Consider the following 25138-nt stretch of genomic DNA (forward strand, 5'->3'; position numbering starts at 1 on the left):
TCTTTAGATTCCCACATTTAAATGTACATAATATAAATAACACCGCAATCATATGCAGTTTACCTCGAAAGCAATCGGAGAATTAGGAGCCATAAACGGACCAAGATGCTGTCCGTATTATGAAGGAATTATATAATATAGATATGGAAGCAGATGGGCAGTTCAGTAGGCTAGTTAGTGATATTCCAAATCCGGATATTGCAATATCAATGGGGTGTAATGTGGAATGTCCATTTATAGGAAGACCGTTTGATGATAACTGGGGACTTGAAGATCCAACAGGAAAAAGTGATGAGGAATTTAAGATAGTCATTGAAAAAATCAGAAAAGATATTTTGAAATTAAAAAATGGATTGGATAAGAGGTAGACAGCATGGCAAGAATGAAGTCATATACAGTGAAGGCATAGGTGTATGCAGAGTATCAGATATTGTAAATCTGTCTGTAAACAAAAAGCCTCCTATGATTTATATTTTACCATAGAAGACCTTGCTGTTATTAGCTATTTACAGAAAAAGTTTCACACACTCAAATAACAAATTATTCTATTTTTCTCATTTAGCAAATCTGTTTTAATAGCGTTGACAAATGTGTAAAATGGAACGCTACATTGAATGCTGTGCAAAAGTCACCTCGAAAATCGTTCCCCCAGTCTTGCCTGATTTGATACAAATACTGCCATCATGTGCTCTAACGATTTCACGGACAAAAGCAAGACCTAGTCCTACGCCACCCAGCTCTCGGCTTCTGGATTTATCCACACGGAAGAATGGCTCGAACACTCTCTCCCTAAGCTCCTTTGGTATTCCGCTTCCCGTATCTTCTACAGACAGATAAACATGCTTGTTTCTCTGATATGCGGTTACTGTAACCTGTCCGAGCGGATGATTGTATTTGATGGCATTCTCAACCAGATTGTATACAAGCCTGTAAATAAGGATATCACTGCCTATCATGGTGGCATCCTCATATTTTCCAATCAGCTTTATATTCTTTTCCACGGCAAGAGGCTCAAGGTCTGCCAAAACCTCTTCAACAATAGCATCCAATAGAATTTTTTCATCCCTTCCCACCGTGTGAAGCTCACTCATGTCAAGAAGAGTCTTTACCATCCTGTTTAATTTATCATTTTGTTCCGTAACCATTTTTATGGTCTGCAAAGTGTCTGTATCATTTCCCGGGTGAGAGGCAGAATTATATAAATCAAGCTGTACCTGCATTAACGCTAATGGAGTACGCAGCTCATGTGCTGCATTTGCAGTAAACTGTCTCTGTATCTCAAATGCTTCAGACAGACGCTCAAGCATCTTATTATAAGAAATACCCAGCTGGTTCAGTTCCTTAACATTGTTTTCCTCTATTCTTGAATCAGACAGATTCTGAGCCTGTACCTCTTCAATTTTATCTGAAAACTCCCTGATTGGTCTGAGGGCATGCCCGCTTATAAAATAAGTGACGACACCTCCCAAAAGCGCCAGCAAAACCGTGATTATCAGACTGTTTCTTTTATAGTCGGTCTTATTATTGTACACCTGAACCGAAAATTTATCCGCAAACTCATCCCACTTATCGTCCGGTATGCTGATATATATTTCATCTGATTTGTTCCCTTTTTCATCCCCCTGTGACTCTACCGCATCATGCAGAGAATCGATATAATGCACACCATTTTTATAGACAAACATAGTCAGGCAGCCACATATAATAGCAATACACAATGTAGTAATGCACGTAAGTCTCCACTGTAGCGACATTCTTTTCATCTGTCAGACTCCTCCCGTATTTTATAGCCTTCACCTGCCTTGTTCTGAATGGGATCATATCCCAGCTTCGCCTTAAGCTTTTTTCTAAGTGAAGACATATGTACCCTGATTGCTCCGCTAAAGCTGTCTGCCGTGGCATCCCACACATGCTCTATCAGCTCCTCCTGACTCACTGGTCTGCCTATATTGATAAGTAAATATTCCAAAATACCATTCTCTTTTCTTGTCAGTGGAACCGGCTCTTCCTTTGCATATGCCTCGCGTTTAATCGTATCAAACTTTATTTCTCCGCATTTAAGACATATATCATTCTGTACAAATTTCCTTCTTGTCAGGCTTCTGATACGTGCCTCAAGCTCCTGCAGATGGAATGGTTTTTCCATGTAATCATTTGCTCCTGCATCAAGTCCCTCTACCTTATCAGCAATCTGACCTCTTGCAGATAATATCAAAACCTTAGTTTCATCATTGTATTTTCTAAGCTCCTTAAGAAGCTCCATGCCATCCATCCCCGGCAGATTCAAATCCAAAACTATCAGATCATAATTCTCCGACAGTATACATTCAAGAGCCTCTTTCCCATCATAACAGGTATCCACCTCATAACCAGCAGCATACAGACTCTTTGCAACCATATCACATATTTGTTTCTCATCCTCAACAATTAATAATCTCAAAATGTTCTCCTGTTTCTTAACAATAATTTTACAACCTATATTGTATAATACCAAAGTCAGCTGGTCAACAATACAACAAAAAGGAGCAACATTATGTTGAAATACCAAAAAACATGTCAAATCATTCTGCTTATCCTTGGTGTATCCATGATAAGCTATGGTGCAGTCAGAGGTGAGGCGGCTACAGTGCTTGGTAAAGCAATAAAACTATGTCTGGAGTGTGTCGGAATTGGATAAGGAAAAGAAATTACTATCAAGAAAACTGGCCAAAATACGTGGCTGGATACAGGCCGCAGCAACGCTGCTGACCAATATTCATATTCCAAATTTATTTAAGGGTAAAATATATCAGGGCAATGCAAAAACAGTATGCGTACCCGGATTAAACTGCTACTCCTGCCCTGCCGCGACAGGAGCCTGTCCAATAGGGGCATTTCAGGCAGTTGTTGGATCATCAAAATTTAAGTTTTCATACTACATAACCGGATTTTTTATTTTACTCGGTGTAATTCTCGGCAGATTTATATGTGGTTTTTTGTGCCCATTTGGATGGTTTCAGGATTTACTTCATAAAATCCCCGGAAAGAAATTATCCACAGCCAAACTAAAGCCTCTTAGGTACCTAAAATATGTCATTCTTATTGTTTTCGTTATACTTCTTCCGATACTTGTGACGAACTCTATAGGAATGGGAGACCCGTTCTTCTGCAAATATATCTGTCCTCAGGGTGTTTTAGAGGGTGCTATACCGTTATCTATTGGAAATGCTGCTATCCGTTCTGCGCTGGGAAAGCTTTTTTCTTTCAAGTGTATGATTTTAATTGCAGTGATTGTACTAAGTATCTTATTTTACAGGCCCTTCTGTAAATGGATTTGTCCGCTTGGAGCAATCTACTCATTATTTAATAAGGTCAGCCTGCTCAAAATCACCGTTGATAGCAGCAAATGTGTCGGATGCGGTCAATGCTCAAAGGCATGTAAGATGGATGTGGATGTGTGTAAGACACCGGATCACCCCGAGTGCATACGCTGCGGTGCCTGCATAAAGGCCTGTCCGAAGGACGCCATCTGCTACCGGTTTATGGGAAAATCATGTCAAAAAAATGACAACAGATAACTGTTAAACATTTTACTATTATTTTAAAGGAGAAATTACTCATGAAAAACAAATTATCATTTATTTTTATTTTTGCACTCTGCATAGCATTATCACTTACAGCATGTGGCGCAAAGCAAGCTTCCACAACAGATTCTAAGAACACTCAGACTGAAGCCGGCGAATCAGATTCCAGGCTTGATGATTTATATCAGCAGGAAAATCAGCTTTTTGCAGATCACGCTGATGTGTGGAACAAGGTATTTGGCATGATGAACAAAAGTGACGCCGATCCAAACGGAAATTATGCTGATTATCTTGCCGGTACCGTAGAATCAAACAAGAATTCATTCACAGACGATGAGCTTAAAACACTTAATGAGGATATTGAAACCATACGAAAAATCGAGGAACAGATAGCAGAGCTTGAAAACAAAAATACATCATCAGACGATAACAAGAATGACAGCTCTCAAGACACATCTGTATTCAGTGATTTTTCCGGTGAGGATTTTGATGGCAATAAGGTTGATGACAGCCTGTTTTCCGGTAATGCAGTAACAGTCGTCAATTTCTGGTTTACCGGCTGCAAACCATGTGTCGCTGAATTATCCAAGCTTAACGAATTAAATGACGCTATCAAATCAATGGGCGGAGAAGTGGTCGGCATCAACACTGAGACTTTCGATGGAAATAAAACAGCTATCGAAGAGGCGGCCTCTGTTCTTGAAAGCCAGGGTGTCAAATATCGTAATCTGTCAATTGACTCCTCTAGTGCTGCCGGTAAATATGCCTCAGAAATCATGGCCTTTCCAACAACTATACTCGTTGACAGAAATGGCAATATTGTAGGCGAACCAATGCTCGGTGGAATCGATAACCAGGACAATTATGATGCCCTTATGAAGCAGATTCAGTCTATAATTGATGCAGACAGCACAAATAAATAGAGGCCTACATAAAAAAAGCTCCTGTGCATTGCACAGAGAGCTTTTTTTTGAACATTACTATAATGTCAAGGAATCTTCTGCAAATATTGTTCTCATCGTATCTTATCTCCTTATCGTTCAATCAATTATTTGCTACAAAAATCAGAAGCATTTCAATCAGTTCACCATGTCACTTTTATTTTGTGTTATACTGTTTTATATAATTTTTTTGGTCTCCGCTGCCGCTTCGGTCGGCACAGAGCAGATGTCCACTGGACATCTTGTGGTCTTCGCTTCGCTACGGTCGGTGCAAAGCGGACATCCACCGGATGTCCTGCACCCTTGTAACAAGATACCATGGAGGAATATGAGAATGTCGAAAGATGAGTATTTGATAAACGATGCGCCCCTCAAAGCGTTGACAGTTTTTGCAATGCCGATGATTCTTGGGAGTTTTTTTCAGCAAATATACAATATGGCCGACTCCATTATTGTCGGCCAGTTTGTTGGTTCTTCTGCACTTGCAGCTGTCGGTGCCTGTGCAGCATTGACCAATGTGTTCATTTGTGTGGCACTGGGAGCCGGCGTAGGTGCCGGTGTGCTGGTGAGTCGCTATTTCGGTGCCAAAGAATATGGCAAAATGAAAACCATTGTGTCAACGTCCTTGCTCAGCTTTTTGATTCTGAGCATTGTCCTTGGCATTTTTGGCTTATGCTTTACCCGCCCGATGATGCGGTGCTTGCAAACCCCTCCCGACATTCTGGATGAGGCAGTGCTGTATCTGCGGGTCTATTTTGTGGGCTTTCCGTTCTTGTTTATGTATAACATTCTCTCCACCATGTTCACCTCCATCGGTGAATCAAGAATTCCCTTGGCACTCCTGATTTTTTCTTCTGTCCTGAATATTATTATGGACCTTTGGATGGTTGCCGGGCTTGGTCTGGGCGTGTTCGGTGCCGCTCTTGCAACCTTGATTGCCCAAGGCATTTCCGCCGTATTTTCCCTTCTGATTTTTATTCATCGGATGCGACGATACGAGAGCCCATTTCAACGATTCGACTGGCGGGGGCTGCAATCCATGCTGCAAATTGCTGTGCCGTCGATTCTTCAGCAGTCTACGGTGTCCATCGGTATGCTGATTGTGCAGGCAGTTGTAAATCCATTCGGCACACAGGCGTTGGCAGGCTATTCGGCGACAATGCGAGTAGAGAATGTGTTCTCTTTGATTTTTGTCTCCATCGGCAATGCGGTTTCGCCGTTTGTTTCCCAAAACCTTGGCGCAGGCAAGCCCCAACGCATCAAAAAAGGCTACCAAGCTGCACTGGTGCTGGATCTGTGCTTTGCAGTCATTGCGTTTGTGACCATTGAAGCGCTGCACACGCAGATTTCCTCGCTGTTCTTGGGAAAAGACGGAACGGCGTTGGCATATCAGGTGTCTGGTGATTATATGAGGTGGATTGGTTACTTTTTCATCTTCATGGGTATCAAGATGGCAACCGATGGAGTCCTTCGCGGTCTCGGAATTATGCGTCCGTTCCTCGTTGCAAACATGGTGAACCTTGCGGTTCGTCTGTCCGTTGCCCTGATCTGTGCACCGCGTTTCGGCATTGCCTTTGTCTGGCTTGCTGTACCGGTTGGTTGGCTTGCGAACTTCTTAATCTCCTATGGGGCTCTCAGGAGATTATGGCGGACTGATAAAATGACATCAACCAGATAACTTCAAGTTTGTCAACTTGCCCTTTGAGAGAGGAGAAATACTTTTCTCAAGGGTTTGTGTGATACGGAATGCTATGTTAAGATAGCAAGTATAGCGAGTGGGTAATTCCTAATCGGAGTTGCCCATTTTTAAAACAAACAGAAATACAAATCGGAATTTGTTGAATTAGTAAATCTCAAGTTTTGGAGGTATAAAGAATGATAAATCTAGTAGCACTTCCGTGTTTATGTGTAGATGTTTTTGATGGAACTGATGAACTATATGCTGGGGGTGAAGCCCTTAATTTTGCAGCCCATGCATCAAAATTTGAGGAGCTCAATGTTTCAATATTGGGTGCGGTTGGACAGGATTCTTACGCAAAATTTATTATGGATTCTATTTCTGATAAGAGAATAGATGTAAGCCACGTAAGAGTAGAAAAGGATAAAGTAACAGCGAATAATCGTACATATCTTACAGCTGGCGGTGACAGATATTACAAAGCTGATTCGTGGACGGGTGATATTGTTGATAAAATGATATTGAACCATGATGAATTGGAGTTTATCAAAAAATCAGATGTTGTATTTGTACATTTTTGGGCAGGCTGTTTTGGACAAATTATAGATTTAAAAAAGAATAATAACTTCAGATTGGCAGTGGATTTTGTAGAATATCGTAATTTTAAAGATATGGAAAAATATGCACCATATGTAGATTATTTCATGATTAGTGGAGAGAAATCAATTCTCCCAATATTTGAGGCGTTTTCAAAGAAGTATAAAGGACTATTTAATGTGACTTTAGCTGATAAAGGAAGTGTTACATATCATAATGGTGAAAAGTATTTTGTTCAAGCTAATGAAGTTAAAGAAGTAATTGATACTACAGGTTGTGGAGATAGCTACCATGCAGGATTTGTATGTTCACATTTGATAAATGGGAATATTTATGAGGCTATGAGAGTTGGGACAGAATTAGCAACAGAGACTCTGTCTCATTATGGTGGATTTTAACAAATTCAAGTTTGTAGAAAATGCGTGATGTTTCAGAAATGTACTTATCCGTGCAAACTATACGAACCTGCAAAAAGGTATTCACGAAACAGCGGGAAGCTGGCGGGAGAATATGGCGAGGAATTATATAGAAAGATAAAAGTTGGCTTTTGAGGGTAGGAGCAGACTCAGCTGCGTACCTGCCTTGGTGTTATACCATATTTCCTTTTGAACATCCGGTTGAAATTCGACAGATTCGAGAATCCGCATTTCTGTGAGATTTCAAGTATCGAATCATTGGTTGATGTGAGCATTGCGCGTGCTTCTGTGACACGGAAGTCATTCACATATGAGATAAAGCTCATTCCGGTATGGATCTTAAAAAATTTCATAAAATGCGATGGGCTATAGTGGCAGAAATCTGCAATTTCTTCGATGGATATATCTTCATAATAATGCGTGGAGATATAGCGAATGATACTTTTCAATTTCTCTTCATGCTTATCACTTTGCGTAGTCTCGTTTACTTTTGGCGGGTGCGTAATCAGCAGGTATATAATCTGGATAAGTCCCCCCTTGATAAAAAGCTGATACGCATAGTCTCTTTCATCGCTTTTCTCATCTAATAAATCAACAATATCACTGATCTCCCTGTATAATGTGTGGCCGGGGGTCAGATAATGACGAATCTGGATATCTCCGTTAAAAAAAGGATCGATAAATTTTTGCTGCGTCACGTCATCTGCATCAAAAGCAAGAAAGTGCTTTGAAAAAAGTATATTTTCATATTCCATAGTTGAATTCTGTTTGCCTTCAATGGAATGAAGCATTCCGGGAAGAACAATTACGATATCACCGGATGAAACCTTATATCTCTGAAAATTCAGGGTAACGTATCCGCGCCCCTTCTTAATAACGATCATTTCGAACTCGTCGTGCCAGTGAACCGGTACACTTGCAAAATCCATCGGAATCGAACATATATAGGTATTATATTGATATTCATTTTGAAAGTGAATCTTGTTCTCGTTTAATTCGATACTAGATGCAGAGTCCGGATTTATAATCTCTTTCATGGCAATACACTCCTTATTGATAGAATAGTATCATATTATGATATTATTATGCAAGAGAAACGTTTCCAATTCGTGATATTGTATTATTACAAAAGGGCATACAAAAGCTCGAGTTAAAACGAAAGGGGTATACGATGAAGGTAAAACAGGAACTTGAAAAACTGCTTGGAAAAGAAATCGCACAAAGCAGCAATGAAGAAGTATATTATGCATTGCTCAACCTGACAAAGCAGTTGGCAGATGATCGTCGCATGGAAGAGACGAAAAAGAAGATTTATTATGTATCGGCAGAATTTTTGATTGGAAAGCTGCTCTCGAATAACATGATCAATCTTGGAATCTATGAAGAAGTCAAAAAAGTGCTTACCGAAAGCGGAAAGACACTTGCGGAGATTGAGGAGATTGAGGTAGAGCCATCCCTTGGAAACGGCGGTCTGGGACGACTTGCTGCATGTTTCCTTGATTCAATAGCAACACTTGGATTATCGGGTGCGGGTATTGGATTAAATTATCACCTTGGCTTGTTTAAGCAGGTGTTCGAAGACAGAATGCAGAAAGAACAGGTAAATCCATGGATCAAGGATCAAAGCTGGCTTAGGAAAACAGATGTGACATATCCTGTTACATTTGGAAAATGCACAGTGCAGTCGAGATTGTACGAGATTGATGTGACAGGTTACAATAACCGTACCAACAAATTATGCTTGTTCGACGTAGAAACCGTTGATGAATCCATCGTTGATGAGAATGATAAGTTTGATAAAACAGACATAGAGAAAAACCTGACATTGTTCTTATATCCGGATGACAGTGACGAAGATGGAAGAAAGCTTCGTATTTACCAGCAGTATTTCATGGTAAGCAATGCAGCAAGACTCATTATCGATGAGTGTAAGGCGAAGGGAAGTAACCTTTATGATTTGTTCGACTATGCAGTAATACAGATCAACGACACACATCCAACCATGATCATACCTGAGTTGATTCGTCTGCTTGTAGCAGAAGGGATGAATATGGATGCAGCGATTTATGTTGTAAGTAAGACCTGTGCATATACAAACCATACAATTTTGGCTGAGGCACTTGAGAAGTGGCCTAGACATTATCTGGCAGAGGTTGTTCCGCAGCTTGTCCCGATTATTGAGATTCTGGATGATAAGGTAAGAAGACGGTTCAGCGATGAGAGTGTGGCAATTATCGACCGAAATGATCTGGTTCACATGGCACACATCGACATTCATTATGGGTTTAGTGTAAATGGCGTTGCGTATCTTCATACAGAGATTTTGAAGAATTCGGAGCTTAACAATTTTTACAAAATATATCCTGAGAAATTCAACAATAAGACAAACGGCATTACATTCCGCCGCTGGCTTCTCTATTGCAATGAACTGTTAACCGATACGATTACAGAGTGGATTGGGGACGGATACAAGAAAGATGCAATGGAATTAGAAAAATTGCTTGCATTTGTAAAGGATGATGACAAGCTTGAAAAGCTCCTTGAAATTAAACATCAGAATAAGCTTCACGCTAAAGAATATTTCAAGGAAACGCAGGGAATCGAATTAAATGAAAACTCGATTTTTGATATTCAGGTAAAGCGTCTGCATGAGTATAAGCGCCAGCAGTTAAATGTACTTTATGTTATTCATAAATATCTGGAGATCAAAACGGGCAAGCTCCCTACTACACCGATTACGGTTATATTTGGTGCAAAGGCTGCACCTGCATACACGATTGCGAAGGATATTATTCATTTGATCCTGTGTCTTCAGGAATTGATCAACAATGATCCGGAAGTGAAACCGTATTTGAATGTAGTTATGGTAGAAAACTACAATGTTACTCTTGCAGAGAAATTAATTCCTTCATGTGATATTTCGGAGCAGATATCCCTTGCATCAAAAGAGGCAAGCGGAACCGGAAACATGAAGTTCATGTTGAACGGTGCGGTTACTCTCGGAACAGAAGATGGTGCGAATGTTGAAATCCATCAGCTTGTTGGTGACGACAATATCTATATCTTTGGAGAGTCAAGTGATGCGGTTATTGATCATTATGCGAAGAAGGACTATGTCTCAAGAACATATTATGAGAATAATCCGGTATTGAAGGAAGCGGTTGATTTTATTATCAGTGACGCTGTGATGGCACTTGGAGATGCAGAAATGCTGCATCGTTTATATAATGAGCTTCTCAACAAAGACTGGTTCATGACATTTATTGATTTCGATTCTTATGTTGATGCCAAGGAACATGCATATAGGGAATATGAAAATCGTAAGGCATGGGCGCAGAAGATGATGGTGAATATTGCGAAAGCAGGATTTTTCTCATCAGATCGTACAATTGCTGAATATAATAACGATATTTGGAAAATAATAAAATAAGATCCATTGATAGCGAATTGATAGTCCGTTGATGGCAAATACACGAAAAAATTGGTGATAAGTAACAAAAAAAATTCAAAATTGATGTAGAATTTAACCAAATAAACAATATATTAACTTTTTTGGTTGCAAAAAGTTTGTAAATGTTGTATCATTGACTCATGAAATGGAAACGTTACCGAAAACGATGCAACAAGCGTTTCCAAAGAGCGTTTACGTAACTATTAACAAAACAAATGAAATGATTAGAGGAGGAAAAAACATGAAGAAGAAATTAGCAGTTTTAGGATTAACTGCAACAATGGTGATGTCACTGTGTGCAGGATGTGGAGGAAAGGAAACTTCAGGAGGAAAGGATGCATCAGGTGATAAGGGCTCGGTATATTATTTGAATTTTAAGCCGGAAGCAGATGCCCAGTGGCAGGAGCTTGCCAAGATCTACGAAGAGGAGACAGGCGTAGAGGTAACAGTTGTTACAGCGGCATCCGGTCAGTATGAGACAACTCTTAAGAGTGAGATGGGTAAATCAGAATGCCCTACAATGTTCCAGGTAAATGGCCCGGTCGGTCTGGCATCATGGAAGGATTACTGTGCAGATTTGTCTGACACAGAAGTTTACAAGCAGCTTACTTCAGAGGATTTCGCTTTGAAGGACGGCGATAAGGTGGCAGGTATCGGATATGTTATTGAGTCATATGGTATCATCTGCAATAAGAAGCTTCTTACTGAGGCAGGTTACTCTATGGATGACATCAAGAACTTTGCTGATCTGAAGCATGTATCAGAAGATATTACAGCAAGACGTGATGAACTTGGATTTGATGCATTTACATCCGCAGGTATGGATGGTTCATCAGACTGGAGATTTAAGACTCACCTTGCAAACCTCCCTGTATACTATGAGTATCAGGCAGACGGAATCAACAACACAAAGGCAATCAAGGGCACATACCTGGATAACTATCGTCAGATCTGGGATTTGTACATTAATAATTCAACTACAGATCCAAAGCAGCTCAGTGTTAAGACCGGTGATGATGCAGTTGCTGAGTTCGTAGCAGAAAAAGCAGTATTTTACCAGAATGGTACATGGGCATACTCAGATATAAGCTCAGTCGGAGATGAGAATCTCGGAATGCTTCCGATTTATATCGGTGTAGATGGAGAAGAGAATCAGGGACTTTGTACAGGTACAGAGAACTACTGGTGTGTAAATAATAAGGCTTCCGAAGCAGACATCAAGGCAACAGAAGATTTCATGGCATGGCTTGCTACAGACGATACAGCACTTAAGGCAATCTGTGGTTCACAGGGTGCAATGCCATCCGGAGCAGATGGAATGGGATTTGTTACTCCATTCAAGAAGAACCTTGAGTCAGATAACCTTCTTGTGAATATCGCAAGCCAGTATGTTGCAGATGGCAAGACACCTGTAAGCTGGAACTTCACAACAATGCCTTCTGAGACATGGAAGAACGAAGTAGGATCAGCTCTTACTGTATACGCTTCCGATCAGACAGATGCGAATTGGGATCTTGTAAAGAAAGCATTCGTTGAAGGCTGGGCTACAGAGAGTCAGGCAGCAGGAAACTAGGATTTAGAAACCCAATAAAACGACCTGTAATTAAAAAGGGAGGAGACATTTCCTCCCTTTTTTAGAAGATAGTTGTTCAAGGGATTGTTTAAATAGGCTGATGTTCAAAGCATAGGAGGTATAAGATGGAAAAGGCAGTAAAAAAATATTGGCCAATATTTTTGGTGCCGACTATGGCTGCATTTTTGATAGGATTTATTATTCCTTTTATTGAAGGTATTTACTTGTCCTTCTGTAAGTTTACAACAATCAAAGATGCAAAGTTTGTCGGTATACAAAACTATATAGAAGCATTTAAAGATTCAAATTTTATTGGATCATTCAAATTCACTACGTTATTTGCAATCGTTTCACTTGTGTTGATCAATGTACTTGCATTTTTAATCGCACTGGCATTGACACAGAATATCAAAGGAAAGAATATTTTCCGTACAGTGTTTTTTATGCCAAACCTGATCGGAGGTATTGTATTAGGTTATGTATGGCAGCTGATTTTTGATGGTATTTTCGTGAAGTTTGATACAGCTCTCAAATTGAATGAAACATTAGGCTTCTGGGGACTGGTTATTCTTGTAGGATGGCAGCAGATTGGTTACATGATGATCGTATACATTGCGGGACTTCAGGCGATTCCTGGTGATATTCAGGAAGCAGCTATGATCGATGGAGCTAACAGAATGCAGAGGTTGTTTAAAATTACAATTCCGAACATGATGCCATCGATTACAATTTGTACATTCCTGACGATTACGAATTCGTTCAAATTATTCGATCAAAACCTTGCTCTTACAGGTGGTGAGCCACTTCATAAGACAGAGATGTTTGCTTTGAATATTTATAACACATTCTATGGCAGAGTAGGAGCAGAAGGTGTTGGACAGGCGAAGGCAGTTGTGTTCTTCATAATTGTAGTAGGAATTGGATTGTTACAGTTAAAGTTGACAAGAGATAAGGAGGTGCAGCAGTAATGAAAATGAAAAAGAAAATGATGGGAATACTTGCAACATTATTTTTTACACTCGTTTCAATTGTATTTGTTGCTCCAATATTTATCGTATTGATTAACTCCATGAAGTCGAAGACGTTTATTAATCTTGAGACATTTAAGCTGCCTACAGAGGAAAGCTATGTTGGACTTGAAAATTATAAGACAGCAATTACTCAATATGATTTCCTGAAAGCTCTGGGCTGGACATTATTTATTACAGTATTATCCGTTGCGGTTATCCTGATCTGCTGTTCAATGACAGCCTGGTTTATAACCCGCGTTAAGAATGTTTTTACAAAAATCATTTACCTCTTATGTGTGTTTTCTATGGTTATACCGTTCCAGATGGTTATGTTTACACTTTCCGGAACGGCAGACTCCCTCCATCTGAATACACCTTGGGGAATCGTTATTGTATATCTCGGTTTTGGTGCCGGACTTGCGGTATTCATGTTCACCGGATTTGTAAAATCAATTCCGATAGAAGTGGAAGAAGCGGCAATGATGGATGGATGCTCACCACTCCGTACATTCTTCTGTGTAGTAGTTCCTATGATGAAGCCTACATTCATTTCCGTAGGTATTCTTGAGGCAATGTGGATCTGGAATGACTTCCTTCTTCCATACCTTGTACTTGATATTAAGGAATTCAAGACAATTTCTATTGTCATCCAGTACATGAAGGGAAGCTACGGACGAGTTGATATGGGCGCGATTATGGCATGCCTGATCATGGCTATCATTCCGGTTGTTGTATTCTATTTATGCGCTCAGAAATATATTGTCAAAGGGGTTGCGGCTGGCGCTGTTAAGGGTTAATATATAGTCACATTTTTTATGGGGGCGATTATATGACGATCAAAGATATAGCAAAGTTATCTGGATACGGTATTGGTACCGTATCCAGAGTAATAAATAAACAACCGGGTGTAAGTGATAAAGCGCGCGAAAAGATATTGAAAGTTATCGAAGAGAGCAATTTTGAACCAAATGGAAACGCCAGAAAGCTGAAACGCTGTGGTGGAAATACAATTACAATTATCATGAAAGGCCGACACAATAGTTTCTTCATGGAGATTCTTGACCGGATTACAATTTTGTTGTCGGAGCTGGAAGAGGTTGTATCCTGTCAGATTATCGATGAAGATGGGGACGAGGTCGCAGAGGCATTAAAATTCGTTCATGATAAAACCGCAAAAGCAATTATTTTTCTCGGTGCGAATTTAGCTCTTTTTGATGAACGTATGAATGAAATTGACATACCCTGTGTTGTTGCAACTACGAGTGCAAGAGAGTTAGCATTCAACAATGTATCTTCCGTGTGTGTAGATGATGAGGCTGCAACCATGGAGATCGTGCAGTATTTAACAAGTTACGGACACAAAGATATTGTCGTAATGGGTGGCGAGATTTCAGATAAACAGATTAGTTTCTCGCGTTATCTTGGGTGCAAAAAAGGCTTTGAAAAAAGTGGCCTAAAATTCGATCCGGATAAAAATTATATGGCTTGCAGGTATTCGTATGAGGCAGGTTATGAGACAACAAAAAAACTACTTGAAAAAAACATGCATGTGACAGCGATTGTTGGGCTGTCAGATTCGATTGCGGTTGGCGCAATTCGTGCAATAGAAGATGCCGGGAAAAAAGTACCGGATGATATATCGGTGGTGGGCTTCGATGGTACAGTCATATCGAGATTTTATACGCCGAGAATTACATCAATGGGTCAGGACATAAACAGTATTGTGAAGCGGAGTGTGGAGCTTTTGATGAAGCATATGCATTATACACTGGAGTGTGAACATGATTATGCCCCACACAAACTGATTGAGGGCGAGAGCGTTCGCAGAGTATAATTGTTTTGTCTTGACGTATATGGAGGACATATATGGATAAAACAGCAGGAATATTGTTCGCAATTTCCAGTTTGCCATCAAAGTATGGAATTGGCTGCTTTTCCAAAGAAGCATATAAATTTGTGGATTGGTTAGTGGAAGCTGGTCAGACGTACTGGCAGATTTTACCTTTGGGACCTACCGGATATGGAGATTCTCCATACCAGTCGTTTTCCACATTTGCCGGGAATCCGTACTTCATAGATCTGGAAACTTTAATTAGCGAAGGATTATTAACAAAAGAAGAATGTGATAGCGTTGACTTTGGAGCAGACGAACAGTCTGTTGATTATGAAAAACAATATAATGGACGGTATGTATTGCTTCGCAAGGCTTGTGAGAGAAGCGGGCATAAGAAGAGTACAGAATATAAGGCGTTCTTAGAGAAGAATGAAGCGTGGGTGTATGACTATTGCCTGTATATGGCAGTAAAAAATCATTTTGGCGGAATGAACTGGACTGAATGGCCGGAGGCAATTCATAGTCGTACAGAAGAAGGTTTACGTGAGTATAGAGAGAAGCTGGCAGACGAGATTGATTTTCAGTTATTTATACAGTTTCAGTTTTTCGACCAGTGGTATAAGCTTAGAGCTTACGCCAATAAAAAAGGAATTAAAATTATCGGAGATATTCCGATTTATGTATCATTAGATAGTGCAGACGCATGGTCGCATCCGGAATTGTTCCAGTTAGATGAACAATGCACACCAAAGGCTGTTGCCGGATGTCCGCCGGACGGATTCTCGGCTGATGGGCAGCTGTGGGGAAATCCTCTTTATGATTGGGACTACCACAAAAAGACAGAGTATGCATGGTGGATTGAACGACTTTCATTCTGCTTTCAGTTATATGATGTTGTACGTATTGATCATTTCCGTGGTTTCGATGAATATTATTCCATTCCATATGGCGATAAGACTGCGGTAAATGGCAGTTGGAAAAAAGGTCCGGGAATGGATTTGTTCCATACGATCGAAAAGAAAATTGGCAGGAAATCAGTGATTGCGGAGGACCTTGGTTATATAACGGATACAGTCCGTAAGCTTGTTGCAGATAGCGGGTTCATGGGGACGAAAGTGTTGGAGTTCGCATTTGACACAAGAGATACAGGTTCGGCGAGGGAGTATTTACCTCATAATTATATTGAAAATTGTGTAGCTTATACAGGCACGCATGACAATGAGACACTGGTGGGCTGGTGGCAGGAAATCGATGATGAAGGCAGAAAAAAAGCAAGAGATTATCTGTGTGATTACTATACACCGGAAGATAAAATATATATTCCGCTCATTGGTGCAATCATGAGAAGCAATGCGAAGATCTGTATTGTTCCAATTCAGGATTACCTTGGTTTAGACAACAAGTCGAGAATGAATACGCCTTCTTCGGTTGGCAGCAATTGGAGATGGCGGGTAGACAGCAAAGAGTTAAGTAAGACTTTAGCTGAGGAGATAAAAGAAATTACGGTTCGTTATGAACGCTGTAACTAATTTATAACTGAAGATTTTTGAATGCACCCCGGGTTTTATGCTACCAGGGGCGTTTTTTCATAATTTGATTATTATATAAAATGGGGAGTTTTGATGAAGAAGATTGCGTTACTTGCAGATGGCTGGAAGAGATTGATTACATATGCGTGGGTTCAGGGAATAAATACATTTAACGAAAAACAATCGGAACCAATAGAAATCTGTCATTATAATTGTATGGGTAATTGGAGTGATGATTCTGCTTTAATCCTCAGATTACGACGGTAGCACATAAGCGTGAGACATTAGCCAAACATTGCATGGAGATTTTCGAGAAGATATGGAAGGGAGAGCCGGTTGAACAGTGTCACTATATTGAACCGGAGATTTCCTATACGGAAAGCTGCGGTTGTCCTTTTTTGATACCGGTTGATTATCGTGCGGTTGCAAGAAGAAATATCATAGAAAATGAAAAAAGACGGTTATTTGAAGAAAAACGTGTCGGATTGGAGTCAAGACTTTCGAGTGCGCGGGATTTTGAAGAAATATTCCGGGACGCGGGAGAATATTTCAAGCAGCTTGAATGCGATGGAATAACGCTGGTTGTGTATAGCGATGATGCAGTAAAGTCCGGGGAGTATGAAAACTTTGATTCTTATTGGGAAAGAAAAGAGAACGAGCCCAATAACGATGTATGGATGTTCATGCCATTTCATTACCGGGATCGTTCGATTGGATTCAGTATCTTAAAGAACGGAAAATTTTTATATGATAACCCATATTTTTATGATATTCAAAGTCTGCTTAATCGTGTGATTTGGGAGATGTATCAAAGACGGTGTTATATTGAGGCAAATCGTAAATTGGATTTTCTGTATAAGCGTGATGCATTAACGGGAACCTATAATCGAATGGCTTATTTTGAGCTGGCAGAAACAATTTCAAGAAATTGTCGCATATTAAATCAGGATTGTGTGGTGGCATTTTTTGATTGTGATAATTTCAAAACAATTAATGATGAACAAGGTCATGATAAGGGAGATGAGATCCTTAGGAAGATAGGAGCTATTCTGTCGGATACATGCAGCAGGAAAGGCGGTGCTTTCCGCTTTGGCGGCGATGAATTCGTTGTTTTGTATCCACTTGAGGATGATGAGACAGCAGATAAAATAATTAATCGCGTGAATAAACGTTTTGACGATGAGGGGATTCAGGTGAGTATAGGCACCTGTATCATGGCTGCAGATACGTCGAACAAACAGAAAAGCCTGCAGGATTATCTTAATATGGCGGATCAGGCTATGTATGAGAATAAGAGAAAAAAGAGGATGTTGCATGGATCAGTGTAGAGGCAGGAGAGACCTGTATTTGCATAGATAGATGTTTTCAGCGAACCGCTTACTCTGGATGGGTAGGCGGTTTTTATTTATTATGGACGTATTGCAGAAAATAGTGCAAGTGGAACAGCGACAGTTACTATTCCATCTGGTCTGGCAGTTGGAAGATATACCCTGAAGGTGTTTTTCGAGCAATATAACGGAGATTATAGGACTGATTATGTCGTTGACGACCATTTTTTTGCTGTTCGCTCCAATTAGTTGAAATATTATTTTCACAATGATAAGATGTTAATACAACATGTTAGTGAAACAAAGCGTGCTTTAGAAAAGGGGGGGGATAACTTATAGAAGAACGAAGATAACGCTTAGTAACGCGATTGGAAAAGCTGTAATATGTAAAGCTGATAAGATTTGTATTGGAATTGTGTATAAAGTAAAAATGCCTGATTTTCTGATGAAAGGCAATACACTCTTGAAAAGAATTATGATGATGATAGGCAAAGATATTATACGAGGAGGGATATTATGAAAAAAATGGTAAATAAAGTTAGGATATTAGCATTGGTTGTATCAGCATTGATCATAAGCTTAGTACCGGTAATTAGTTCAAAGGCTAATTCAACAAATTGGAATGTATATTATGTAGCCGGCGGTGGTAATAAATACGAGACTAATGTTTTCGTATATACAAGTGGTGGTGGTTATACGGCAGAGTGTACTGGTGTATCGGGGAATTGTACTGCCAGACAGGCTACAATTACAAGCACAAATTATACTTTAAATAAGACAGTTGCATTTACTAGGACATCAACACTCAGTTTTAATACTACAAAAACGCCATCCACAACTTACATATATTTTAAAGTGAGGTTATCATGTAGTGGTGGAAGCTCTGCGAGTTTGGCAGGTACAATAAAAGGAAAGTAGGTGTAGTCCATGAGAAAAAAACTAGGCATTGTGTTGGCATTATGTTTTCTTCTCTGTGGCTGTACTAAGGAGTCAGGAAATGAGCCACAGGTTGGGTCTCCTGACTCCTCTTTGTTACAGGTACAGAATGAGGCAAGTGAATGTGAGAACAAATATGAAACCTTAGATATAGGGAATGCAGAGATAATAATACCGGAAGCTGATACTTTGTATAAGGCTTATTTTGATATAGGGGATTATGATCAAGATGAGGTTGAACAGTCTTATATTGATAATTTGAAAAAGTTATCAAACGGCGAGGAAATAGACACAGACAAGATCGTATACCATATGTGGAGATCAGAGGAAGAGGGGCCGGAATATGTAAATTATAATGAGGCATCGGAAAATGAACATAAGTTTAGAGAAAGTGCACTGCTTTATAATCATAAAGGATTTTCTGAGGTTCTTTACAAGTCTTCGTATATGTGTGAGATGGCTGATTATAAGAGAATATTGGAAATTAAAGGAGAAGAAGACGAAGAAAACATATGGGGATACAGAGTTCTTGATATGGGGACATTGGAGAAAAATTATGATGTTTTGCACGAGGATATCTCAGAAGTGTCCTACAATTTGTGTGATGGACCGATGAATCTCAAAGAGGCTGTTGATTATATGGAGCAGCATGTAAAGAATGATTATCGTTTTGTTGGTTCTAAATTGTTGGATTATAAGGTATATAAGGTGAAAGTTATGAAACTTAAGGATGGTATCTACTACTACCAGTTTCATATCCAACCTGAGTATAAGGGCATTCCGCTTAATAAAGATTACGCACCACAGGTTATTAGTGGAGAAGAAGATAGTGATGAAGATATAGAACGATTTGGAGTAGAGTATGTAGCCTCAATGGTAGAAAATAATAAGCTTAACTATGTATGGTCCTGTGCTCATTCTTATGAAAATGTAGAAGAACTTGAGAGCTATGACAAGGTGCTCTCGCTTTCGTCAGCTTGCATTGCCGCGTCGCAGCAGTTGTCAACCAGTACCAAACTAAAGGTAGGAAGAATAGAACTGGTTTATGATACTGTATTTAAGAAAAAGGATGGAGTTATACAAGGTGTTGAGATAAAGCCTATTTATCATTTTGTCATAACGAATCCTGATGTGTTGGGATATACTGCAATATATATTGATGTGGATGCCATTACAGGCCAGGTGCTGATAACAAAAATGTAGGTAAAACATGAAGAAAATAAATATTGAGAAAACATTAATGATTTTAATATCCATTGCGGCATATGTAGTCCTGTGCCTTTTTTCACCAATGGAAATGCCCAGTGGTGATAAGGGAACGATAATGGCAGTTTTATGTAAGTATAATAAAAGTGAACTGATTGGGTATGGAGACTTTTATTCCGTTGGTACTATACTGGATTCTTTTCGAGATATGCAATGGTACGTGGTTCTTCTTCCTGTAATTGTATCGTTGTATCCGATTATTTTAATGAAAGAAAAATTCTTCAGTAATTCGTACTATTATCGGGTTACAAGGGAGGGGAGAAAATACTATTCGGGAAAAACTTTGGTGGAGGCAGTAGGCTATACAACTGCTGTAAATAACCTTTCGTTAATTTTGTTTTTTATCATAATATGTATGAAATTTCCTTGCATAGATATTTTAGAAGGAAAAGAAATGTCTGGTAGTATTTACATAGTTCATATGGCGAAAATATGTTTAATGACAACATTAGTGTCGCTGTTATTACTTTGTATTTCTTTGGTGATTATGAATATATCGGGGGATGTTTTCTTTGCTATAACACTACCTATGTTGATATGCTACATAGGTTACAAGGTACTAAATATTCACATGATATATATCAGGAAAATTTATGGAATGGATTTTCCCAATAGAGTTCTTCGAGTTGAGATACTTAATCCGGCGTATTTAATTAATGCTGATCTTGCATTTGAAAATACGTTTGGTGTGAATGTTGCGGTTTTATACTGTGCTTTATTAATCGTAGTGCTTGCTATGATCTATGCCATTTATCGTTGGATGAACAGAAAGGTGTATGGATAATGATGAGTATATTTCGTCAGATTAATAATTGGATTCATGACTTTATATTTAGCAAGAAAATGATCGTGTGCATCATGACTTATATCTTCATGATGGAGGATGTAGTTGTACCCATGGCAAAACTGGCTAATGAGGCAGGTGTTAAATATAGTATATTTGAGCCATTTGTTTTGCTTCTGTCACATTATGATCACTTTCTGATAATTCCAATTTTGTTTATTGTGGTTATGTCAGATTTCCCGGCAAAAGAAAATGGATGTATATTCGCCATCACCAGAATGGGTAAAACAAGGTACATTATAAGTCAGATTATTTATGCCTTTATGATAGCACTTATTATGATTTTCTTACTTGGAATAATGAGTATTCTGTATTCTTCCGGAGAAAAGACTACGAATTGGAGTGAATACATGACCAGCTTTCATTTGAGCTTTCCGGAACTCTACCAGGCAAATAATCAGTTGTTTGTGGAGAGTAGCACAGTGAATCAGGGAACAGTGTGCAGTGTCATTTTTAATAGTATATTGCTCCTGTCAGCATTTTTAACTTTATTTGCTGAGATATTATGTTATTTCAAACTGAAGGGACATAGATTTGTTGGAATAACAGTCAGTCTGGGGATTCTGATTATTGGAACCCTGCTTAATGGACTGCACTTAAAAATAAAGTGGCTTTTTCCGGTAAGTCATGTCATATATGGAGAGCATTTTGATGTGTTTCTTCGGAAACCTATATGTGAATTGTGGATTTCATATATATATTTTATTTTGTTGATTGTAATAATGTCGGTGGTGAATGTAGTAACGATTAAGAAATGCCAAATAGGAGATGAAAGATAATGATAGAGGTAAAGCATTTGTCGCTTGATTATAAAAGTAACAAGATACTTGACGATGTAAATCTTTCTGTGAAGAATGGAGAGATATGTGGTCTTGTTGGAAGAAATGGTTCTGGAAAAACAGTACTTATGAAATGTATATGCGGTTTTATACCGATAAAATCAGGAGAGATTGTTGTTGATGACAAAGTGGTAGGCTGTGATGTGGATTTTCCGGAAAGCATGGGGATAATAATAGAGTATCCGGTGTTTGCTGAAAATAAAACAGGACTTCAGAACCTACTTCTTTTGGCGTCAATTAAGAAAATTGCCGATAAAGAAACTATTATTGAGTATATGAATAGATTTAATCTTGATCCCCACTCGAAAACCAAGGTGAAAAAATATAGTCTTGGAATGAAGCAGAAGCTTGCGATAATACAAGCGATAATGGAAGATCCGGATATTCTTATTCTTGATGAGCCTTTTAACAGCTTAGATGAGGGAAGCGTTAAGCTTGTCCGTGATATACTTGTGGAGGAAAAAGAAAAGGGAAAGGTAATAATTATATCCTCCCATAATAAGGAAGATATTGAACTGCTGTGCGATAAAGTATATAAAATGTAGAAGTGTGTGTAAAGGCAATGTTTTATCTTCAGCATAAGAAGCGAGAGGAAAGGACAGATCAAATAATTTCATACATGCATTGACCTGAAAAGTTGCTTCCGTTTCTGGATTTTGAAATTGGATGATTTTCCCGATCATAGTGTGACGCACGCATTATGACCGGGCTTTTTTATGTATGGCAACGAGTCAAGTGCAACATGCTTGCATGATTGCATTTGACGACTGCTAATCAGCGGATAAAACTCGCATAGCGTGTTTTATCGCTGTATGGAATGAAAATGCAGCATTTACGGTAAAATATAATTGGATGGCAGATAGAAAAATAGGCAAAAGCTATGCAGAAACAGCAGAATATGATAGAATACCAATCGTGTAAAAAATTACGTCAGCTCTTTGCCAGAGGAAGCACCAAGTGTCGAAGGCACATTTTAAATGGGCTGATGTTCAATTTAGGAGACAGATAAATGAAACGAATTGTTAAAATGTGGAATAGTGTATCATTGATCGCTAAGATCATAGTAGGAATAGTGATCGGTGCAATCCTTGGAATACTGGTTCCGGGTGCCACCGGGATCGGGCTGATAGGTACAATGTTTGTACGGGCACTTAAGGCGATAGCCCCAATCCTGGTATTTGCCCTGGTTATAAGTTCCATTGCAAATGCAGGAAAGGGAAATGGACAGCAGTTCCGCATGGTTACTGTCATGTATATATTAAGTACGCTGGTCGCTGCGGTTGTGGCAGTCAGTGCAAGCTTTATCTTCCCGGTTAATATGACCCTGGATCTTGAGTCATATCAGGCAGATGTGGTTCCCTCAGGAATAATGGAGGTTCTTCAAAATCTCCTGCTTAATATAACAGATAATCCGATCCATGCAATGCTCGAGGCAAATTATCTCTGCATATTGGCATGGGCACTTATGTTTGGACTTGCCATGCGTCGGGCAAATAAATCCGTGAAATCTGCACTGGTGTCAATTTCAGATGCAGTTTCTACAGTAGTAAGATGGATAATCGGATGTGCCCCATTTGGTATTATGGGTCTGGTTTTCACAACTGTATCAGAAAGCGGCCTGTCTATCTTCAAGGAGTACGGAAGATTGTTGCTGGTGCTGGTAGGAGCAATGCTTACAGTTGCCCTTATCGTCGATCCATTGCTGGCAACTATTGTGCTTAAGAGAAATGCATATCCCCTTGCATGGCGTTGCCTCAGGGAGTCAGGAGTTACGGCCTTCTTCACCAGAAGCTCCGCTGCAAATATCCCTGTAAATATGTCCCTATGCAAACGTCTTGGACTTGATCCTGATGTATACTCAGTGTCAATACCATTGGGTGCTACCATAAATATGGACGGAGCTGCCATAACTATCACTATTATGGCTTTATCCGTTGCACATACCATGGGTGTGTCAGTGGATGTTCCTACAGCACTTATGTTGAGCCTTATGGCAACTCTGGGTGCCTGTGGTGCGTCGGGGGTTGCCGGCGGTTCACTTCTTCTTATTCCTATGGCGTGTTCATTATTTGGAATACCGCAGGATATTTCAATGCAGGCAGTGGCAGTTGGTATGATCATAGGCGTGGTTCAGGACTCATTGGAGACAGCCATTAATTCATCAGGCGATGTTTTATTCGCCGCTACAGCAGAGTATCGTCAGTGGCAGAAAGAAGGAAGAGACTTCAAGATAGGAGCTATTCTGGATCCGGACGAGTAAAAAACGACAATTTACGGCAAATGATGTGGTTTTGCGACAAACTACGATCAATGCGAAATATGGTTAACTATAATGAAGATAGCTGACCACCGCTTTTATCAGTGCTTCAGGTAAAAAGATTTGGTTAGCGGCTTGGTTATAGTAATAGTAATAGAAGTGAATGGAGGGTTTGTTATGAGAAAGATAATAGTTTTATTTTCATTTGCAGCAATGATGTCATTGGCGGCTTGTGGAACAGGCAGTGCAAAAAATAGCGATAGTACAGCCACTGAACAAATAACAGAAACGACAACGGATACAGAAGAAAGCGAAGAGGCAACAGAAGACATAACAGAAGCGAATGATTCCGGAACAACAGAGACACCCGGCACAGAAGAAGAAACAACGGAGCAAATTCCGGATAATGAACAGGGTGATTCCAATATTTCCATGCCGGTTTTAGATGAAATCGACCAGCTTGTTACAGTTGGAACAGCCGGTTCTTATCTGAAAGCAGTACAGGCTGCAGTGAAGCTTATGGATTGGGGAGTCGGAACCGGTCTGGGGGCAGATGAGATAAAGGACGCTGCATCCGCATGGATGGCAGGTAAGAGTGCGACAGAACAGGAAGAATTTGTTCAGAAAATGGAGATGGTTGACGATGCTTATATTAAATTGTTAGGCACGAATGAAGATGAGGTTAAGGATCTGCTTGAATCTGCCGGATGCAGTGATGCGTCATATCCATGGAGTGATGGTCCGATAGATAGTGTTGAAGCTGTATTGGCTGGTGTAGGATTAAGATAGGTAATGTTATAGGGGCTCTCTCCTTTTCTGTATTGACTAGGGGAGCAGCCCTTTTGTTTATGGAAAAGTCTGCTGAACAGGATCAGCAGGTTCCTACGATCAGAGGGCGGCTCTTGTCCTTGAAATCAATATGTGATTGATTAAGATATCCTGTGTCCATAGACAATCAAGCCCGGCTGTGATAACCTTTTAATGAAGATATGAGATAGAGATTAAAAATATTTGAGATAGCATAACAAGGTATGGCTATGCAAGGTTATGAGAATTATTAATATAAAGAAAATGAA

General features: G+C 39.5%; 23 protein-coding genes and 1 pseudogene. 21 read left to right on the forward strand and 3 right to left on the reverse strand.

The window, feature by feature from the left end:
• Nucleotides 1-98: 98 nt before the first annotated feature.
• A pseudogene (locus DXB54_RS04480) lies at nt 99-368 on the forward strand (arsenate reductase ArsC); the annotation flags it as partial.
• 237 nt (nt 369-605) lie between these two features.
• Here the strand turns inward: DXB54_RS04480 and DXB54_RS04485 are convergent.
• Both DXB54_RS04485 and DXB54_RS04490 read right to left on the reverse strand, forming a co-directional pair.
• Nucleotides 606-1763, reverse strand: coding sequence for a sensor histidine kinase (locus tag DXB54_RS04485; RefSeq protein WP_118694355.1), 1158 nt, complete (start codon nt 1761-1763; stop codon nt 606-608).
• Nucleotides 1760-2440, reverse strand: a complete 681-nt coding sequence (locus DXB54_RS04490; RefSeq protein ID WP_178035886.1) for a response regulator transcription factor — start codon at nt 2438-2440, stop codon at nt 1760-1762. The genes DXB54_RS04485 and DXB54_RS04490 overlap by 4 nt, the downstream gene beginning before the upstream one ends.
• 93 nt (nt 2441-2533) lie before the next feature.
• Between DXB54_RS04490 and DXB54_RS04495 the strand changes: the two genes are divergently transcribed.
• From DXB54_RS04495 to DXB54_RS04520, 5 genes are all read left to right on the forward strand, one after another.
• The gene (locus tag DXB54_RS04495) at nt 2534-2677 is read left to right on the forward strand and encodes a CD1871A family CXXC motif-containing protein (protein ID WP_009263530.1); all 144 of its coding nucleotides are present in this window, start codon (nt 2534-2536) and stop codon (nt 2675-2677) included.
• The gene (locus DXB54_RS04500; RefSeq protein WP_118694357.1) at nt 2670-3557 is read left to right on the forward strand and encodes a 4Fe-4S binding protein; all 888 of its coding nucleotides are present in this window, start codon (nt 2670-2672) and stop codon (nt 3555-3557) included. Before DXB54_RS04495 ends, DXB54_RS04500 begins: the two co-directional genes overlap by 8 nt.
• Before the next feature lie 41 nt (nt 3558-3598).
• A complete protein-coding gene (locus DXB54_RS04505; protein WP_118694358.1) occupies nt 3599-4486 on the forward strand; it encodes a TlpA disulfide reductase family protein in 888 nt (295 codons plus the stop codon).
• Nucleotides 4487-4838: 352 nt separating this feature from the next.
• Nucleotides 4839-6182, forward strand: a complete 1344-nt coding sequence (locus tag DXB54_RS04515; protein ID WP_118694360.1) for an MATE family efflux transporter — start codon at nt 4839-4841, stop codon at nt 6180-6182.
• Between the two features lie 197 nt (nt 6183-6379).
• On the forward strand, nt 6380-7177 hold the full coding sequence (locus tag DXB54_RS04520; protein WP_118694361.1) for a PfkB family carbohydrate kinase: 798 nt from the start codon (nt 6380-6382) through the stop codon (nt 7175-7177).
• Nucleotides 7178-7344: 167 nt separating this feature from the next.
• On the opposite strand, the gene DXB54_RS04525 is transcribed toward DXB54_RS04520, so the two are convergent.
• Entirely contained in the window at nt 7345-8232 is an 888-nt protein-coding gene (locus DXB54_RS04525) for an AraC family transcriptional regulator (protein WP_021938073.1), read from the reverse strand.
• A 134-nt stretch (nt 8233-8366) separates the two neighbouring features.
• Here DXB54_RS04525 and DXB54_RS04530 point away from each other — a divergent pair, with 134 nt between their 5' ends.
• From DXB54_RS04530 to DXB54_RS04595, 15 genes are all read left to right on the forward strand, one after another.
• Entirely contained in the window at nt 8367-10625 is a 2259-nt protein-coding gene (locus DXB54_RS04530) for a glycogen/starch/alpha-glucan phosphorylase (RefSeq protein ID WP_118694362.1), read from the forward strand.
• 262 nt (nt 10626-10887) lie between these two features.
• On the forward strand, nt 10888-12219 hold the full coding sequence (locus tag DXB54_RS04535) for an ABC transporter substrate-binding protein (RefSeq protein ID WP_118694363.1): 1332 nt from the start codon (nt 10888-10890) through the stop codon (nt 12217-12219).
• Between the two features lie 125 nt (nt 12220-12344).
• Nucleotides 12345-13187, forward strand: coding sequence for a carbohydrate ABC transporter permease (locus tag DXB54_RS04540; RefSeq protein ID WP_118694364.1), 843 nt, complete (start codon nt 12345-12347; stop codon nt 13185-13187).
• On the forward strand, nt 13187-14026 hold the full coding sequence (locus DXB54_RS04545; protein WP_118694365.1) for a carbohydrate ABC transporter permease: 840 nt from the start codon (nt 13187-13189) through the stop codon (nt 14024-14026). The genes DXB54_RS04540 and DXB54_RS04545 overlap by 1 nt, the downstream gene beginning before the upstream one ends.
• Before the next feature lie 32 nt (nt 14027-14058).
• Complete coding sequence (locus DXB54_RS04550; protein ID WP_118694366.1) at nt 14059-15063, forward strand: LacI family DNA-binding transcriptional regulator; 1005 nt, start codon at nt 14059-14061, stop codon at nt 15061-15063.
• A 32-nt stretch (nt 15064-15095) separates the two neighbouring features.
• A complete protein-coding gene (gene malQ / locus DXB54_RS04555; RefSeq protein WP_118694367.1) occupies nt 15096-16592 on the forward strand; it encodes a 4-alpha-glucanotransferase in 1497 nt (498 codons plus the stop codon).
• Between the two features lie 93 nt (nt 16593-16685).
• Nucleotides 16686-16859, forward strand: coding sequence for a hypothetical protein (locus tag DXB54_RS11965; RefSeq protein ID WP_199708725.1), 174 nt, complete (start codon nt 16686-16688; stop codon nt 16857-16859).
• A 131-nt stretch (nt 16860-16990) separates the two neighbouring features.
• Complete coding sequence (locus DXB54_RS04560; protein WP_199708726.1) at nt 16991-17920, forward strand: GGDEF domain-containing protein; 930 nt, start codon at nt 16991-16993, stop codon at nt 17918-17920.
• 516 nt (nt 17921-18436) lie between these two features.
• Complete coding sequence (locus DXB54_RS04565) at nt 18437-18838, forward strand: hypothetical protein (protein WP_021938064.1); 402 nt, start codon at nt 18437-18439, stop codon at nt 18836-18838.
• 9 nt (nt 18839-18847) lie between these two features.
• The gene (locus DXB54_RS04570; RefSeq protein ID WP_021938063.1) at nt 18848-20059 is read left to right on the forward strand and encodes a hypothetical protein; all 1212 of its coding nucleotides are present in this window, start codon (nt 18848-18850) and stop codon (nt 20057-20059) included.
• A gap of 7 nt (nt 20060-20066) precedes the next feature.
• On the forward strand, nt 20067-20906 hold the full coding sequence (locus DXB54_RS04575) for a hypothetical protein (RefSeq protein WP_021938062.1): 840 nt from the start codon (nt 20067-20069) through the stop codon (nt 20904-20906).
• A gap of 89 nt (nt 20907-20995) precedes the next feature.
• Complete coding sequence (locus DXB54_RS04580) at nt 20996-21745, forward strand: hypothetical protein (protein ID WP_147361009.1); 750 nt, start codon at nt 20996-20998, stop codon at nt 21743-21745.
• The gene (locus tag DXB54_RS04585; RefSeq protein WP_021938060.1) at nt 21745-22350 is read left to right on the forward strand and encodes an ABC transporter ATP-binding protein; all 606 of its coding nucleotides are present in this window, start codon (nt 21745-21747) and stop codon (nt 22348-22350) included. The genes DXB54_RS04580 and DXB54_RS04585 overlap by 1 nt, the downstream gene beginning before the upstream one ends.
• Nucleotides 22351-22814: 464 nt before the next feature.
• Entirely contained in the window at nt 22815-24065 is a 1251-nt protein-coding gene (gene sstT, locus DXB54_RS04590) for a serine/threonine transporter SstT (RefSeq protein ID WP_021938059.1), read from the forward strand.
• A 174-nt stretch (nt 24066-24239) separates the two neighbouring features.
• Complete coding sequence (locus DXB54_RS04595) at nt 24240-24851, forward strand: hypothetical protein (protein ID WP_118694369.1); 612 nt, start codon at nt 24240-24242, stop codon at nt 24849-24851.
• The last annotated feature ends 287 nt before the right edge of the window (nt 24852-25138 follow it).

This window comes from Coprococcus sp. OM04-5BH (assembly GCF_003482105.1).
GTDB lineage: Bacteria > Bacillota > Clostridia > Lachnospirales > Lachnospiraceae > Coprococcus.